This is a genomic window from Sinobacterium norvegicum (genome assembly GCF_923077115.1).
Classification (GTDB): Bacteria; Pseudomonadota; Gammaproteobacteria; order Pseudomonadales; family Sinobacteriaceae; genus Sinobacterium; species Sinobacterium norvegicum.
In genome coordinates this window covers 1-15,031 of record NZ_CAKLPX010000004.1, presented here as the reverse complement: position 1 = coordinate 15,031, position 15,031 = coordinate 1, and the positions used below count along the sequence as shown (strand labels likewise).

At 50.5% G+C, this 15,031-nt stretch carries 16 protein-coding genes; 9 read left to right on the top strand and 7 right to left on the bottom strand.

What is annotated here, in order from left to right:
* Positions 1–12 precede the first annotated feature (12 nt).
* The 3 genes from L9P87_RS14615 to L9P87_RS14605 all read left to right on the top strand — a co-directional run bounded on the left by L9P87_RS14615 (position 13) and on the right by L9P87_RS14605 (position 2,254).
* Entirely contained in the window at positions 13–450 is a 438-nt protein-coding gene (locus L9P87_RS14615; RefSeq protein WP_237445499.1) for a tetratricopeptide repeat protein, read from the top strand.
* A gap of 88 nt (positions 451–538) precedes the next feature.
* On the top strand, positions 539–1,123 hold the full coding sequence (locus L9P87_RS14610) for an NUDIX hydrolase (RefSeq protein ID WP_237445498.1): 585 nt from the start codon (positions 539–541) through the stop codon (positions 1,121–1,123).
* Between the two features lie 48 nt (positions 1,124–1,171).
* Positions 1,172–2,254, top strand: a complete 1,083-nt coding sequence (locus L9P87_RS14605) for a PLP-dependent cysteine synthase family protein (protein ID WP_237445497.1) — start codon at positions 1,172–1,174, stop codon at positions 2,252–2,254.
* Positions 2,255–2,317: 63 nt separating this feature from the next.
* Here L9P87_RS14605 and L9P87_RS14600 read toward each other — a convergent pair whose 3' ends face one another.
* The 5 genes from L9P87_RS14600 to L9P87_RS14580 form a co-directional block, all read right to left on the bottom strand.
* A complete protein-coding gene (locus L9P87_RS14600) occupies positions 2,318–2,977 on the bottom strand; it encodes a TIGR04219 family outer membrane beta-barrel protein (protein WP_237445496.1) in 660 nt (219 codons plus the stop codon).
* Positions 2,978–3,041: 64 nt separating this feature from the next.
* Positions 3,042–4,322 (bottom strand): glutamate-1-semialdehyde 2,1-aminomutase, encoded by a 1,281-nt coding sequence (gene hemL, locus L9P87_RS14595; RefSeq protein WP_237445495.1) that lies wholly within the window; start codon positions 4,320–4,322, stop codon positions 3,042–3,044.
* A gap of 172 nt (positions 4,323–4,494) precedes the next feature.
* Entirely contained in the window at positions 4,495–5,283 is a 789-nt protein-coding gene (gene thiD, locus L9P87_RS14590) for a bifunctional hydroxymethylpyrimidine kinase/phosphomethylpyrimidine kinase (protein WP_237445494.1), read from the bottom strand.
* Between the two features lie 135 nt (positions 5,284–5,418).
* Entirely contained in the window at positions 5,419–5,838 is a 420-nt protein-coding gene (hemJ, locus tag L9P87_RS14585; protein ID WP_237445493.1) for a protoporphyrinogen oxidase HemJ, read from the bottom strand.
* The gene (locus L9P87_RS14580; protein WP_237445492.1) at positions 5,839–7,563 is read right to left on the bottom strand and encodes a chloride channel protein; all 1,725 of its coding nucleotides are present in this window, start codon (positions 7,561–7,563) and stop codon (positions 5,839–5,841) included. It lies immediately after the preceding gene.
* A 140-nt stretch (positions 7,564–7,703) separates the two neighbouring features.
* Here L9P87_RS14580 and argC point away from each other — a divergent pair, with 140 nt between their 5' ends.
* From argC to L9P87_RS14555, 5 genes are all read left to right on the top strand, one after another.
* Complete coding sequence (gene argC, locus L9P87_RS14575) at positions 7,704–8,735, top strand: N-acetyl-gamma-glutamyl-phosphate reductase (RefSeq protein ID WP_237445491.1); 1,032 nt, start codon at positions 7,704–7,706, stop codon at positions 8,733–8,735.
* Positions 8,736–9,467 (top strand): DUF6776 family protein, encoded by a 732-nt coding sequence (locus tag L9P87_RS14570; protein WP_237445490.1) that lies wholly within the window; start codon positions 8,736–8,738, stop codon positions 9,465–9,467. It begins immediately after the preceding gene.
* A complete protein-coding gene (locus L9P87_RS14565; protein ID WP_237445489.1) occupies positions 9,467–9,874 on the top strand; it encodes a bactofilin family protein in 408 nt (135 codons plus the stop codon). The genes L9P87_RS14570 and L9P87_RS14565 overlap by 1 nt, the downstream gene beginning before the upstream one ends.
* 129 nt (positions 9,875–10,003) lie before the next feature.
* A complete protein-coding gene (gene erpA, locus L9P87_RS14560) occupies positions 10,004–10,360 on the top strand; it encodes an iron-sulfur cluster insertion protein ErpA (protein WP_237445488.1) in 357 nt (118 codons plus the stop codon).
* Between the two features lie 18 nt (positions 10,361–10,378).
* Positions 10,379–10,825 (top strand): hypothetical protein, encoded by a 447-nt coding sequence (locus L9P87_RS14555; RefSeq protein ID WP_237445487.1) that lies wholly within the window; start codon positions 10,379–10,381, stop codon positions 10,823–10,825.
* On the opposite strand, the gene L9P87_RS14550 is transcribed toward L9P87_RS14555, so the two are convergent.
* Together L9P87_RS14550 and L9P87_RS14545 are read right to left on the bottom strand one after the other, a co-directional pair.
* Positions 10,826–11,959, bottom strand: a complete 1,134-nt coding sequence (locus tag L9P87_RS14550) for an anhydro-N-acetylmuramic acid kinase (RefSeq protein WP_237445486.1) — start codon at positions 11,957–11,959, stop codon at positions 10,826–10,828.
* Entirely contained in the window at positions 11,937–13,343 is a 1,407-nt protein-coding gene (locus L9P87_RS14545; protein WP_237445485.1) for a peptidoglycan DD-metalloendopeptidase family protein, read from the bottom strand. The genes L9P87_RS14550 and L9P87_RS14545 overlap by 23 nt, the downstream gene beginning before the upstream one ends.
* Before the next feature lie 232 nt (positions 13,344–13,575).
* Between L9P87_RS14545 and tyrS the strand changes: the two genes are divergently transcribed.
* A complete protein-coding gene (gene tyrS, locus L9P87_RS14540) occupies positions 13,576–14,883 on the top strand; it encodes a tyrosine--tRNA ligase (RefSeq protein ID WP_237445484.1) in 1,308 nt (435 codons plus the stop codon).
* The last annotated feature ends 148 nt before the right edge of the window (positions 14,884–15,031 follow it).

Here is a 15,031-nt window from a genome sequence, read left to right as displayed (position 1 = left end):
GTAGGCGGTAAAATGAAGGCCAAGTTATTATCCATAGCAGCTCTGTTAGTGATGACAGGTTGTAGCAGTACCACGACGGTGCCTGTCTCGGCGCCGAGTGATGATTCGTCGAAGCAGGTGGTGCCAGCTACGTCGACGCAACCCGCCTCCAGCCGCAACATTGAGCCGACGACAAAGTCGGCTAATAATGGTTCGCAGTCGGCAGTCGAGCGGTTGCTCGATCAAGCACAGCAACAGCAACAGCAGGGGCGCTATTCGTCTGCATCATCGAGTATTGAGCGGGCGATACGCATTGCCCCATCCAATCCAGTGCCCTATGCGCAGCTGGCCAAGCTCAAACAGCACATGGGCGACAATAATAGTGCCCGGCAATTGGCTAACAAGGCCTTGTCGCTGCAGCCACCGGCTTCAACTCGGCGAGAAATGCGCAGTTTATTGGATAGCATTTAATCGTCGCAGAGGCTTATAGAAACATACAATAACAACGCGAAAGGGCTTGAGTAACGGCCATCGAAAAACTGGGAAAACAGAGGTTGTAGTGGTCAAGACACAGGCGCTTTTACAGGATAAATGGCAGGATTTCGAGCCAGTACTCGATCAGCATCGACACACCAACAGGCGCTCGGCGGTGACGCTGTCGCTTCGTGAACACCGCGGTGACCTTGAAGTATTGATGATGCAGCGGGCACAGCGTGACGGTGATCCGTGGTCGGGGCAGATGAGCTTTCCCGGCGGCAGAATGGACCCACAGGATCGTCATAGCTATGATGCCGCTGTGCGTGAGTGCCAAGAAGAGGTGGGTATCGACCTGCTCACTGATGCGGTGACTATTGGCCGCATGTCGGATGTCCACACCCATATGAAAGCTGGTCCAGCGGCGATGACGGTGTCGGCCTACCTGTTTTATCTCGACAAGACACCGGCTATTTACCCAAACTACGAGGTTGCCGATACGATTTGGCTTCCGCTGAGTTATTTAGCTGATCAGTCTAACCGCACGACGATGGAGTGGCAGCGCGAGGGGGAGGAAGCGATGGTTTTGCCCTGCTATTACTACCAACAGAAACAAGTCTGGGGTTTGAGTTTATTAATGCTGGATGAGTTGGTATCTGTGGTTGTTTGAGTTAATACTATGATTGTCAGATAAAAAATAGACGCAGGGACAGGGCGGATGAAAAAAACCAACTGGCTACGCTGGGCTGTTGAGCAGATTGAGAGAGACTTTAATCGCTCCTCAGACACCCATCTGATCAAGCTTGAACTGCCGATTTTGGCGCGCAATGACATCGATGTCTATCTCAAAGATGAGTCCACTCATCCGACACAAAGCCTTAAGCATCGCCTGGCCCGATCACTATTCCTCTATGGCCTGTGCAATGGCTGGATTTTAAAAAACACCCCGATTATTGAGTCTTCCTCCGGGAGTACGGCGGTATCAGAGGCCTATTTTGCCAAACTGTTGGGGCTGGATTTTATCGCGGTGGTGCCCGATACAACGGCGGTATCAAAGCTCGATGAGATTCGTTTTTGGGGTGGCCAAATTGAGTTGGTGCCGAGCCAGAAGATTTATAGTCACGCCGAGGCATTAGCCCGCCAACTCAACGGCCATTATATGGATCAGTTTACCTTTGCTGAACGTGCAACGGACTGGCGCGGTAACAATAATATTGCCGAGAGCATTTTTAAACAGATGACGCTGGAGAAGTATCCGGTGCCTCGCTATATCGTCATGTCGGCAGGCACCGGTGGAACCAGTGCGACGATTGGTCGTTATATCCGTTATTCCTCGCATGGCGAAAGTGACGAAACCACTCAGCTCATCGTCGCCGATCCCGAAAACTCTGTCTTCTACGACTACTACCAAAGTGGCGATGCCAGTCTAACCAGTGAGGTTGGTTCCCGTATCGAGGGTATTGGCAGACCGCGGGTCGAGGCCAGTTTTATGGCCAGTATTATCGATGAAATGAAGCGAGTGAGCGATGCGGATAGCTTGGCGACGATACATTTTCTTGAACGCTATCTGGGCAAACGCGTGGGCGCCTCCACCGGCACCAATATGTATGCGGTGTTTGAGATTATTGAGCGGATGATTGTTAACGGCGAGTCGGGTTCTATTGTGACGTTGATTTGTGATGCCGGTAACCGTTATGCCAATACTTATTATGACAGTGCTTGGCTGGCTTCAAATGGCTTTGATTTGGCGCCGTCTATCAGCAAGTTAGAGCATTTTATCGCCACTGGCAGGCTCTGTTAACAAGACGGGCTGTAAGCACGCCGCGGTAACGGCGGCGTGCTGGCTAGCAAAAGCGCAAAGGCTTTAGAAGTGGTACGACAGACCCGCAAAAGGGCCTTTGAAGGTTGTATCGACACTGGCGTTTTTGCTCAGACCATCGATTTGGGCATTGAAGGTACGGTAGCCTGCTTCGATACCGAGACCAAGAATTGCTTCCCAGCCGACACGGGCGGTGAAGTCGTATACTTGATAGTCATTGAGGTTGGTGGCATTACCGTAGACGCCGGCATAGAAATCCAGCGGTAACTCGATCATCACATTACCGTATACCATCGGCACGGTGTCATCGATGGCAACGTTGCTGATGCCGTTCTTAATCTGGCCATCGAAAACGCGGGCGGTTAAACCCAAATCCAAGTGCACCCAGTTATCCAGCACTTCATAGTAAAGTGTTGCATCGGTGTGGCTTAAATCCAGTTCGCCAACGCTGTATTTGTTATCGGCGGTGACATCTGTACGTTGAATGCGGGCGTTTGGAATAATGGGAATCGGGTGCTCGAGAGCAATGTAGTATGAGGTGGCGTTGTCGTCGGCATCAAAGTCGAAGCCAAGATCTCCAACTTCAGTGCTGTCTGAAACCGAGGGCTGCCAGGCGTATGCGCCGGCATAAATACCGATGGTATCGGCTTGAACTTGGCTGCTGGCCGCGGCGGCGAGCAGACTGGCGATTGCAATTTTTTTCATGAGTTATTCCATTGCTATTAATGAGGTTGCCCAGCTGCAGCCGGGCGCGTTTTTATTGTTGTCGTTATAGTTGTGCGAAAGCCTTGGCGGCAGCGGCAATTGTTTTATCAATTAAATTATCACAGTGACAGGCGCTGACAAAACCTGCCTCGTAGCTTGCCGGGGCCAGGTAAACCCCTTGTTCAAGCATCAGGTGGAAGAAGCGATTAAAACGCTCGATATCGCAGTTCATCACCTGCTGGTAATTAGTAATAGTTTCTTCTTCGGTGAAGAAGATGCCGAACATGGTGCCGACGTGATTGGTGGTCAGAGCAATGCCTGCTTTCTTAGCCTCGGCTCTGATGCCTTCGACAAGGCGAGTAGTGGCCTCAATAATTGGCGGGTAGAAATTGTCGGCACTGATAATATCCAGCATCGCTAAACCAGCGGCCATGGCAACCGGGTTACCCGATAGAGTGCCTGCCTGATAGACCGGGCCCAGCGGTGCAATATGTTCCATGATGGCGCGTTTACCACCGAAGGCGCCAACCGGCATGCCACCACCGATAACTTTGCCGAGTGTGGTTAAGTCGGCCTCAACACCATAGTGTCCCTGGGCGCCAGTATGGCTGACACGGAAACCGGTCATTACCTCGTCGATGATGAAGACACTGCCATATTGATCGCAGACCTCACGCAGGCATTGCAAAAAGCCAGGGATGGGTGGAATGCAATTCATGTTGCCGGCGACAGGTTCGACAATAATACAGGCCACTTGATCGCCTATCTCGGCAAAGGCCTGGCGCACACCTTCGATGTCATTGTAAGTCAGTGTCACGGTATGGTCGGCCAGTGCTGCCGGCACACCCGGAGAGCTGGGGACGCCCATGGTCAGCGCGCCAGACCCGGCTTTGACCAGCAGTGAGTCTGAGTGGCCGTGGTAGCAGCCTTCGAACTTGACGATTTTATCGCGACCAGTATAGCCCCGGGCCAATCGGATGGCGCTCATTGTCGCCTCGGTGCCAGAGTTGACCATGCGCACCATATCCATGCCGGGCATCAGGTTACAGAGTCGTTCGGCCATGTCGATTTCAAGTTCAGTGGGGGCACCGAAACTGAGGCCAGACTGTGCGGTGTCGACCACGGCCTTGAGTACTTCGGCGTTCGAGTGGCCGGCAATCATCGGCCCCCAAGATTGCACGTAATCGATATAGCGCTTGCCGTCAGAGTCGAAAAGAAAAGCACCTTCCGCCCGTTCAAAGAAAACTGGGCTGCCGCCAACGGCCTTAAAAGCGCGAACCGGTGAATTGACGCCGCCAGGGATATGTTGCTGGGCGCGCTGAAATAGTTGCTCTGATTTAGACATGGAAGCTCTCGGATCAATAGGCAAAATAGTGATAAACCGGCGGTAGTATTGCATCGTACAGGCGGTTGATAGAGGTAGGATTATCGCTATAACCGGGCAAAAACGCTAGGGTCAAAATAGCATTGTTATCACGTTTTAGTTCTGCGTCTTGAAAATGACTGTCAGCGCAGGCCTACTCCGCCCAATAAAGTCGGTTGGGCTGCCATTTGCCCATACCAATACGGCGGCCGTGAGTCAGGCACTCACGGGTATATTTATGCGCCTGTTGCAATGTTTCAAACAGAGAGAAGTCATGGCTGATATAGGCAGAGATACTGGCGGACAAAGTGCTGCCAGCACCGTGGAAATCTTGATTGATACGCTCCTGGGGATACTCTTTGAGCAGGCCGTGAATGTTGAAAAGATGCCCGGTCACAGTGTCTTTTTGATTTTTTCCATCGGTGATCAATACATGCTCTCCACCGAAGGTGAGAATTTCACAGGCGCAGGCCTTTAACCCATCGGCATCCGGGGCAAGTTGTCTTGCCTCTGAACTATTGAGCACAATAATGTCAGCCAAGGGTAAGAGCAGGGCACGAATAGCGGTAATAAACTTATCGCCGCCGGCCAGCTTGGCGATATTTAAGCCGGGGTCGAGAATCACCGGAATCTCGGGGTAGTCGATGAGAATGGTATGGATGGCCTCCATATTTTTAATGCTGCCACACCAGCCTATTTTAAACGCCTTAACCGGCATGTCTTCGAGTATGGCGCGGGCCTGCTCAATAATAACAGTGGTCTCGGCGGCCTCATTATGTTGCAGTGCCTTGCTGTCCTGGATAGATGCTGAGGTATTGATCGGACAGCAATGAACGCCGAGGCTGGCCAGGGTCTCGATGTCAGCCTGCAGGCCATCTGCACCCGAGGGGTCTAATTGAGAGAAGCTCACAACGACAGGTGTTTGGGTGTCCAGTGATGGCATGGGGCGTTCCTTGTCCAAGCGGCACGCCCTGATTCGAGCGGTAATCATATTGCAAAACTAATAAGGCCAGCAATGTTGCTGGCCTTATTAGTTATAGGTGCGATTGAAGAACTAGTCAATGTGTCAACTTTTTGGCTAAAACGGTCTGACAACGACGAGAATAATTGCCCCCAATAAAATAAATACCGGCAGTTCATTAAAGACCCTAAAGAACACATGGCTGCGCTGGTTTTGCTCCTCAGCAAACTGTTGCACAATCCTGCCGCACCAAAAATGATAAATCACTAAAAGCACAATCAGTGTCAGCTTGGCGTGCATCCATGTCGAGTGTAGATAATAATCGAGGTTGAAACTAAGCAACCACAAGCCGAAGACAATAGTGAGAATCATGAACGGAGTGATGAAACGATACAGCTTTCGCTCCATTAATTTGAGTTGGTTCTTGGTGTCCTGTGCTTCTACCATCGCGTGGTTAACGAACAGCCGTGGCAGGTAAAAAATACCGGCAAACCAAGCGACCATGAAGAAGATATGAAAGGCTTTGACCCATAACATTTAGCGGTAATCCTGTGATGGAGGGGTGAGAAGAAAAGTTTCGATATGTGCCAGTGTTAACACGCCAATGGCAAGACCTTCGCTGATAATGACTGTGGCATTGGTAGTGCTTTGAGTCATGCCATCACGCGCTCTGAGTAAGCTGGCACGGTCATCGAGCTGAGAGGCCTTTTGTCGCTGGTGTAAACGGTCGAGATTGATGCAGAGGCCGTTGTCGGCGACAACCGGCTGAAGGGCGGCGGTTGATAGCACATGGCTGTCATCGAAGATGATGTATTGGTAATCGGTTATCACCTGATTAAACCTGGCGCAGGATATGCTTTTATCGAGCACAATAATAGATTCCGACATATAGGCGCTGACGCCGACTCTGGCCAGCGATTTACTGATCGGGTCGCGGCGTAAAACCACCCCGTGCTGATTGAGTGCATTGTAGGGTGCCGATGGCTGTTTAAATATCTCTCGGTGGCAAATGTTGGCGATAACAATAACCAGCATTGCCGGGAATAAAATGTGGGCGTTAAAGGTCAATTCTAATAGTGCCATCAATGCCGCGAGGGGGGCATTTAATAAGGCAGCCATCATCGCGCCCATGCCAAGAATGGCATAGAGTTCGATGGCATGTTCGCCAGGGTACAAGGCCTCAACAGCCAACCCAAACAGACTGCCGATACAGCCGCCGATGACCAGGCTGGGGCCGATGATGCCGACCGGCATGCCAACGGCGGTGGTGACGGCAGCGGTGGCGAGTTTGAATAGTGCAATCATTACTAAGCTCTGCCAGACAAGATGGCCGTTGATAGCATTATTTAGGCTGTCGTAGCTGATGCCGAGAATTTCTGGCACCAACAAGGCACAACCGCCGGTGAAACAGCCGGCAACGAAAAAGCGCAGCCAAATGGGCAAATAATTCAATGTTGCCGTATATTTTTGAATCAGCAGAAATAAGCTGCTAGCTGTTGCGATCGTGAGGCCAAGTAGGATGATCCAACTCAGCTCAAAGAGATTGATAACCGAGATGTCAGGGGTTTCAATGAACTGCTCTGCACCAAAGAAGAAACGGCTGACAACGGTACCGGCAACAGCTGAGAGAATGACCGGACTAAAGCCGGCGATGGTGTAATCCATGATGACGACCTCCATCGCAAAGATGACACCAGCTATCGGAGTGTTGAACGACGCCGCGATGGCTGCGGCGGTGCCGCAACCAATCAGAATTCGCAGGCTATTGTCTGGTAGGTTAAGGCTGCGACCGACCCCAACACCGCTGGCAGCGCCAAGATGGACCGCAGGGCCTTCGCGGCCACCTGACTGCCCGGTGATCAAGGCCAGGCTACCGAGAAAGAACTGGGTCAGGGTGTTTTTCAACGGGATATGGCAGTTGTAGTTATGCAGCCGGGCAACAATATAGCTCAGCCCAGAGGCGCGGTGTTCTGTTGGTAGTCGGTGCATCATCAGCCCGATGATTAGAGCGCCGATGGCAGGAATTAAAAACAGTCTAAAATTAGTGAATTCAGAGAAGTCGACATTGCTGCTGTCGAGTAACCAAAGTGCCGAGGACCATTCAATAGCGGAACGAAAAAGTACGATGATGAGGCCGGTGGCAAGGCCGGTGATAATGCCGAGTACGGCATAGGGGATCAGCGCCCGTTCGTTGGCCAGCAGTCGATGGGTTGATCGAGCAGGTAGAATCGATGATAAATTGACGGCGGGCAGTTTGAACACGTAATTGGCCACTATAAACGGTGAATTATTATGGTGAATTCGATAGGATACCCGCAGTTAGGTTACTTATCGAACTACATCGCAAGAATACTATTTAAATGTTTTAACTGTCTGCAAAATTTGGCAGAGGAGATAATGTCGTGATTAGGGTTGGAATCGTGGGTGGGACGGGCTACACCGGTGTTGAATTGCTGCGTTTATTGGCGGCGCACCCTGAGGTTGAGGTCGCTGTTATTACGTCGCGCGCCGAAAAAGGTGTTCGTGTCGATGAACTCTATCCCAGCTTGCGCGGTCACTATGGCATTGAATTTACTACCCCTGATGCACAGCAGTTAGCAGAGTGCGACGTGGTCTTCTTCGCCACACCCCACGGTGTTGCTCAGGCAATGATGGCTGAACTCCTTGCCTTTGATACGCGGGTGATTGACTTGTCGGCCGATTTTCGGATCAAGGATATCGAGTTGTGGGAACAGTGGTATAACCAGCCACATGGCTGCCCTGAACTGGTCGCGGAGGCGGTTTATGGCTTACCTGAGGTGAATCGTGAGGCTATCAAGAGTGCTCGTTTGGTTGCCTGCGCCGGCTGTTACCCTACTTCTGTCCAATTGGGTTTGATTCCGCTGTTAGAGCAGGGCTTGGTTGATCCAAGTCGGTTGATTGCCAACGCTGCCTCCGGTGTTAGCGGCGCCGGCCGCGGCGCCAGCGTGGCGAATTTATTCGCCGAAACCAGCGATAGCTTTAAGGCCTACGCCGCCCCCGGCCATCGCCATTTGCCCGAAATAAAACAGGGGCTAACAGAGGCGGCGGGAGAGCCGGTTGGCCTGACATTTGTGCCCCATCTACTCCCTATGACGCGCGGTATACATGCCACACTATATAGCGAGTTAACGGTAGAGAATGTTGATTTACAAGGGTTGTTTGAAGAGCGCTACCGCGACGAGCCCTTTGTCGATGTGCTGCCTGCCGGCAGTCATCCGCAGACACGGTCTGTCAAGGGTACCAATACCTGTAGCATTGCTGTTCATCAGCCTCAGGGCGGTAACACAGCGGTTGTCCTGTCGGCAATTGATAACCTCTGCAAGGGAGCTTCTGGCCAAGCTGTGCAATGCCTCAACATTATGTTTGGCTTTGATGAGAAAACAGGCCTTAACAACATTGCAGTAGCACCTTAAATGTCGAAGCTATCGCAAGATATACCACTGGTCATTCACTACCAGCGCCAGCAGTTGATTCTGTTGGTGATCGGTATTGTTGTGTTGCTCGGTCTGATAGTGGGCGCTAGTTACTGGGCTGGCTACAACATTGGCTTTGATACCAAGGATGAGACCACAGCCTCTCTGGTGGCATTGCGCAGTGAATTTCAGAACACGACAAAAGAGCTGAGCGATAGTCAGCAGTTGTTGGCCAATGCGCGGGCCGATAATAATGTGTTGCAGTTGGCTCAGCAGTCGATCAGAGAAGACTTAAACAGCTATCGCCAGACTATCGATATGCTGCAGCAAGACCTACAGTTTTACCGCAGCGCGATTGATCCCGGTGATGACAACGGCCTCTCCGTTTATGATCTCGAGGTAGTGGGCACTGAAGATCCACTGAGCTTCCATTACAATATTGTCTTTGTGCAACGAGTGATGCGTCACAGTTTATTGAATGGCGTCTTGCAGTTGAAGATCGTTGGCTCGCAAAATGGCCGTGTTGTAGAGCTCGAGCTTAAAGAGGTGAGCGATACTGTCGACAGTACAGACATTAAACTTCGCTTTAAGTATTTTCAGAACATTGTCGGTGAGTTGACGCTGCCTGAAGGCTTTGAGCCGAAAGAATTACACTTAACAGCAAGGTCGATTGGGCGTGCCTCTAAAACAATCGATATGACTTATGCTTGGGAAATTAAAGAGAGCACTTAATGTTCGGAAATAAGAAAAAGACAAACTTTGCAAATGCCACCACGCTGATCGCCAGGGGCACATCGTTGCAAGGTGATATTCATTTTGAAGGTACACTTGAAATAGAGGGTACGATTAAAGGTAACATCACCGCCGACCCAGATTCTGGTGCCTCGGTTCGAATATTAGAACAGGGGGTGGTGACCGGTGATCTCAACGTGCCATCCGCTATAGTGAACGGTAAGGTCATAGGCAACCTCTACAGTAACCAACATCTCGAGCTTGCCAGTCAGGCGATTATCGACGGTTCTGTTCATTATAATGTGATAGAAATGGCCAAGGGAGCCCAGGTTAACGGTAATTTGCTGCACTCAGGCGCAGTAGAAATTAAAGCTATAGAGCATTTGGAAGAAGCAAAGGGAGAGTAACTCTTGTTCGCGACAGCTGTATTCGTTGCTTGGCAGTGAATATAGTTGACTGTTTTACTCGGGTTAGTGGATAATTAACCTGTCTGGCAGTTATTGCCGGATATGTTTGCGATTTAATGAGGTTTTTCGATGTCCACCGTAGAGCAATTTGAAATGTCCGACGCGATGCTAATCAGTGATGCTGCAGCCGGTAAGGTGAAAGCACTGGTTGAAGACGAGGGCAATACTGATCTAAAACTCCGTGTTTTTGTCACCGGTGGCGGCTGCTCTGGCTTCCAGTATGGCTTTACCTTTGATGAGCTCCAGGCCGAAGACGATACCTGTGTCAGTAAAGACGGTATATCGATGCTTATCGATGCGCTGAGTTTTCAATACCTTGCAGGCTCGCAAGTGGATTATACCGAGGGCCTGGAAGGTTCTAAGTTTATTGTTACCAATCCCAATGCCTCGGCAACCTGTGGTTGCGGCTCTTCTTTCTCGGTGTAAATTGTGTTTGCCGACAGGATGTCTCGATGGCTTTGCCGGCATAATCCATTGGTATTGGCTCTATTGCTGAGCTTTAACGCTGTCGTCGTGCAAGCGCAAACGCCACCGCCTTATCTTGCTGATATACGCCTTCATACTGCGGTTGAATTGTCTCAGTTACTGCAGCGAGCTGATGTATTATACAGCCAAGGTCAGTTAGCCGATGACGCCGCAGCACCCATAACCTTTATTCTTCATGGCGAAGAAGGGCGAGCCTTTCTGCAGAATAATTACCAGCAACATCATATGTTGGTTGACTTGGCAGCGAAGCTAACCGCGCTCAATATCGTGCAGATTAGAGTGTGTAAAACATGGTTGGGCAGCCAGGGCTTGATGCCTGAGCAACTGGTACCATTTGTCGGCACGGTTGAAAATGGCCCGAGAGCAGTCTCTGAGTTTAAACAGCAGCCCTACCGTTTCTTCTGATCAACTGTAGTAAATTCCGCCGAGTATTGTTTCTCTGCTGGCCCCAGTTATGCTACAAGCATTAGCTGTTCTGTGGTTGATAGTCTGATGGGCCAACCAGCCGAAGGCGCAGGCCTCAACCCAATCGGGGTCAATACCCAGCTCTGCCGTTGTGGCGACATGAAAAATCGGGTTTATTTCTGTAAGCCTCTGTTTTAACAGTGTGTTATGCGCGCCGCCGCCGCAAAGATAGAGGCTTTTGATTTTCTTTTTATACGGTTTTAATGAGTCGCTTATCGACTGGGCGGTCAGCTCGAGCAGGGTTCGCTGAACGTCTTCTGGTCGGTAGTTTTTGGCGCACAGATCAAGCTGCGATTGCAGCCAGGGCCGGTTGAACAATTCGCGGCCGGTGCTCTTGGGGGCGGACTGCTGGAAGTAATCCTCAGCCAGCATTTGCTTCAGTAGTTGATCAATGACTATGCCGGTATTGGCCCAATCGCCGTTTTGGTCATAACGGTGTCCAAGGCACTGTTCAATCCACGCGTCCATCAGCGTATTCCCGGGTCCGCTATCGAAGCCAAGAATCGTCTTATCTGTAATGATGGTAGGGTTGCTGATGCCGCCAATGTTGCAGATGGCGGCGCCGTCACCGTTTGTTCCGAGCATTCTGCGGTGAAACATCGGTGCCAGTGGTGCGCCCTGGCCACCGGCAGCAATATCTTTGCGACGAAAGTCTGCCACAGTGGTAATGCCGGTTTCGAAGGCCAAGGTGCTGGGGCAGCCGATTTGCAAGGTGAATGCATGCTGGCGGAGTGTTGTTTGGCTGTTGGGGCGATGCCGAATAGTTTGCCCATGACTGCCTATGGCGCAGATATCGCTGGAATCAATCTCGCTTTCGATCAGTAGCTTTTTAATGGCGGCAGCCTGGCAATAGGAAAAGCTTCTATCGACCCTGCCCATCAACTCAATCTCATTGTCGCCGGGTTGCATCAACTGCTCAATATTCCTGCGTAATGGGGCGTCCAGAGGGTGGCTAATGCTGTTAAGCAATTTGATGCAGCCCTGATCAATTTGGATGATAACAGCATCGATGCAATCGAGGCTGGTGCCAGACATCAGGCCAATATAGAGGTCAGCCACCGGTGTTGTTCTCATCGAGACTGCGATCCGCAAAGGTGTCGCCATGATATTGGGCTGCAATCATGTCGAGTTGACGAACAATCTGAGCGGTTTGTAAGGTGAAGTTCTCCATCTCGCCTTTGGCGATAGATTTAGCCTTTGGCAGTTTGTTCACAATTGTGCGAGGGTTGCGGTGCACGCCGTTGACAAGAAATTCATAATGCAGGTGAGGGCCGGTGGCATAGCCTGTCGAGCCGACAGTGCCAATAATCTGCTTCTGTTTAACCCGTTGACCCTTTTTGACGTTACGCTTATTGAGGTGAAGGTATTTGGTGACATAAGCTTCGCCGTGTTGGATGACCACATAATTACCATTGGCTTTAGTGTACCCTGAGGCTGTTACGCGCCCGGCTCCTGACGCGTAGACGGGGGTGCCAGTGGCGGCGGCATAATCGATGCCGCGGTGGGGGCGTTTAGTCTTGAACACCGGGTGTAGTCTGTTGGGGTTGAAATTGGAACTAATTCGTGTGAAGTCAACTGGGGATCGCAGAAAGGCTTTGCGCATACTAACGCCTTTCTCGTTAAAGTAGCCCGTGTCTCCCTTGCTGTCCTTGAAATAATAAGCCTGGAACACTTCACCGACATTAGTGTATTGAGCGGCAAGGATTTTTCCGGTGGAAAATGGTTCGCCATCGAGATACAGTTGCTCATATAGCACGGTGAAGCTATCGCCTTTGCGGGGATCTAGGGCAAAGTCCATTACGCCGCCAAACACATTGGCCAATTCCATAATAGTATTTTGCGATAGACCCGCGTCAATCCCTGCTAGAAACAGGCTGTTATTGATGGTCGCGTGGGCTTGCTTCACAATGACGTCAGGTGTTCGAGTAATCGTATCGCTGGTAAAGCTGTTGTCGACATTAAAGAATTGTACAGTCTCAAGCTTGTTTTTTTGGTACTTGAGTTTCTGGAGCTTTTTTTCATTATCAATTTGAAAGGATAGAATCTCGCCAGGGTAAATATTGCGCAATAGTTTAGCGTCGTCATTACCGGTGACAAAGCGATGAACTTCTGTCGCGCTGAGACCGGCGCGGGAAAATATCAGTGATAAATTATCCCCGCTGGCGACAGTGACGTCAGTCCATTGCTCGGCAGCAATAGCGGCGGGCTTCGGTAAGGCATGGCTGTCGCTGTCTTGGCGTGCTGCTGCAGGTTCGGCGATATTACTGTCTGGGGTTTTGTTGAGGTCCAACGTAATCTGTGAACGCCCAGGTTGGCTCTGTTCAAAATTGGTTAAAATTGTTGTAACGCCGATACCTAGCGCAAGCAGGCAGCCGAAAAGAAGGTAGGGCTTTTTGCTTCTAGGTGTGTGAATAGGCGGGTTGGGGGTGCGGGTCGCGCCCCGTTGTATGTTCGTCATAATGTGGTCAATCTCATACAGCTATATCGAGTAGAATCCAGTCGCCAAGATGAAATGAAGTGGCGGTGAATAACACTTGTAATTGGCAACGTATATTGTATTGTGCCGGTTAATAATCATGATCAATCTTTGTGCGAAAGATACATAACCTTTAATTCTGCCTTGATCAATTACTCAGGGCAAGGGATAGAGGTCAAGAGTTCGTAGAAATAATGCGAGAGAAATTACCTTTATGTCAGAAGCTCAGTCCCCTTTACTCGTTGACCTCGAAGCGCGAGGCTTAATTGCTCAGACAACGGCTCAAGAAGAGTTGCATCAGCATTTAAACGAGCAGTCTCAGACCGTTTATTGCGGCTTTGATCCCACTGCTGACAGTCTTCATATCGGGTCATTGGTACCATTGCTTGCAATGAAGCGTTTTCAGATGGCTGGACATAAACCGTTGCTATTAGTAGGTGGTGCAACCGGTTTGATTGGTGATCCATCGTTTAAGGCGCAGGAGCGCAAGCTCAATACTGGTGATGTAGTAGCTGACTGGGTCAACAAGCTGCGTGCCCAAGTGTCGCGATTCGTAGACTTTGACTGCGGAGACAACAGTGCGGTAGTGGTAAACAACCTCGATTGGGTTGGCGACATGAACGTGCTGGAGTTCCTCCGGGATGTGGGTAAGTATTTCTCGGTCAATCAGATGATTAAAAAGGAGTCGGTCAAACAGCGTATCGATCGAGACGATGCCGGTATTTCCTATACGGAATTCAGCTATATGCTGTTGCAGTCATATGACTTCGCCGAGCTTAATAAGCGACATGGTTGCACCATCCAAATTGGCGGCAGCGACCAGTGGGGTAACATCACCGGCGGTACGGAGTTGACCCGTCGGATGAATGGTAACCAGGCCTACGGTGTGACATTGCCGTTGGTGACGAAATCAGATGGCACTAAATTTGGCAAAACCGAAAGCGGCACCATTTGGTTAGATGCGAAAAAAACATCGCAATATGCCTTCTATCAGTTCTGGTTAAATACTGCCGACGCAGATGTATACAAGTTCCTGTCGTATTTCACCTTCTTAACACCAGAGCGCGTGACAGAAATTGAGGCGGCAGATATGGCGGCAGATGGCCGGCCTCAGGGGCAGTCAATTTTAGCCTCAGAGGTGACAAAGCTGGTGCACGGTGAGGAGGGTTTGGTTGCGGCCCAGCGTATTACCGAGGCCATGTTCAGTGGCGATATAGCAACGTTGTCAGAAGAGGATCTTGAGCAATTGAAACTCGACGGTCTGCCATCCAGTGATTTAGTGCGTAGCGGATTAGCGGATAAGCCACTGACAACACTGCTGACTGATTGTGGCATGGCTAAGGCGGGGCGAGAGGTGAAGGATGCTCTCGGTCGCAATGCCGTCTTGGTTAACGGAGTCGCCAAGGGTGCTGAAGATAATATGAAGGCGGATGAATGTTTTGCCGAGTCTGCAGCTCTCTTTGGTCGGTTCTACATCGTTAAGCTGGGTAAAAAGAAATACCATCTGATGGAAGTTGCTTAATACCTCTGTTTTAAGACATAAAAAAACCGGCGTCAGCCGGTTTTTTTATGTCTGAGATTTGGCGGCCGGTGTTTGGTTTGGGTCTGTATCGAGGCTTGTAGGGTGTGGGCTACGGGTAATCCCCTATCTGCGACGGCTTTTTAGCTTG

Coding starts and splice junctions, on each gene's coding strand:
- L9P87_RS14615 (WP_237445499.1), top strand. CDS start 13: ATGAAGGCCAAGTTATTATCCATAGCAGCTCTGTTAGTGATGACAGGT.
- L9P87_RS14605 (WP_237445497.1), top strand. CDS start 1,172: ATGAAAAAAACCAACTGGCTACGCTGGGCTGTTGAGCAGATTGAGAGA.
- L9P87_RS14600 (WP_237445496.1), bottom strand. CDS start 2,977: ATGAAAAAAATTGCAATCGCCAGTCTGCTCGCCGCCGCGGCCAGCAGC.
- hemL (WP_237445495.1), bottom strand. CDS start 4,322: ATGTCTAAATCAGAGCAACTATTTCAGCGCGCCCAGCAACATATCCCT.
- thiD (WP_237445494.1), bottom strand. CDS start 5,283: ATGCCATCACTGGACACCCAAACACCTGTCGTTGTGAGCTTCTCTCAA.
- hemJ (WP_237445493.1), bottom strand. CDS start 5,838: ATGTTATGGGTCAAAGCCTTTCATATCTTCTTCATGGTCGCTTGGTTT.
- L9P87_RS14570 (WP_237445490.1), top strand. CDS start 8,736: ATGTCGAAGCTATCGCAAGATATACCACTGGTCATTCACTACCAGCGC.
- L9P87_RS14565 (WP_237445489.1), top strand. CDS start 9,467: ATGTTCGGAAATAAGAAAAAGACAAACTTTGCAAATGCCACCACGCTG.
- erpA (WP_237445488.1), top strand. CDS start 10,004: ATGTCCACCGTAGAGCAATTTGAAATGTCCGACGCGATGCTAATCAGT.
- L9P87_RS14555 (WP_237445487.1), top strand. CDS start 10,379: ATGTCTCGATGGCTTTGCCGGCATAATCCATTGGTATTGGCTCTATTG.
- L9P87_RS14550 (WP_237445486.1), bottom strand. CDS start 11,959: ATGAGAACAACACCGGTGGCTGACCTCTATATTGGCCTGATGTCTGGC.
- L9P87_RS14545 (WP_237445485.1), bottom strand. CDS start 13,343: ATGACGAACATACAACGGGGCGCGACCCGCACCCCCAACCCGCCTATT.
- tyrS (WP_237445484.1), top strand. CDS start 13,576: ATGTCAGAAGCTCAGTCCCCTTTACTCGTTGACCTCGAAGCGCGAGGC.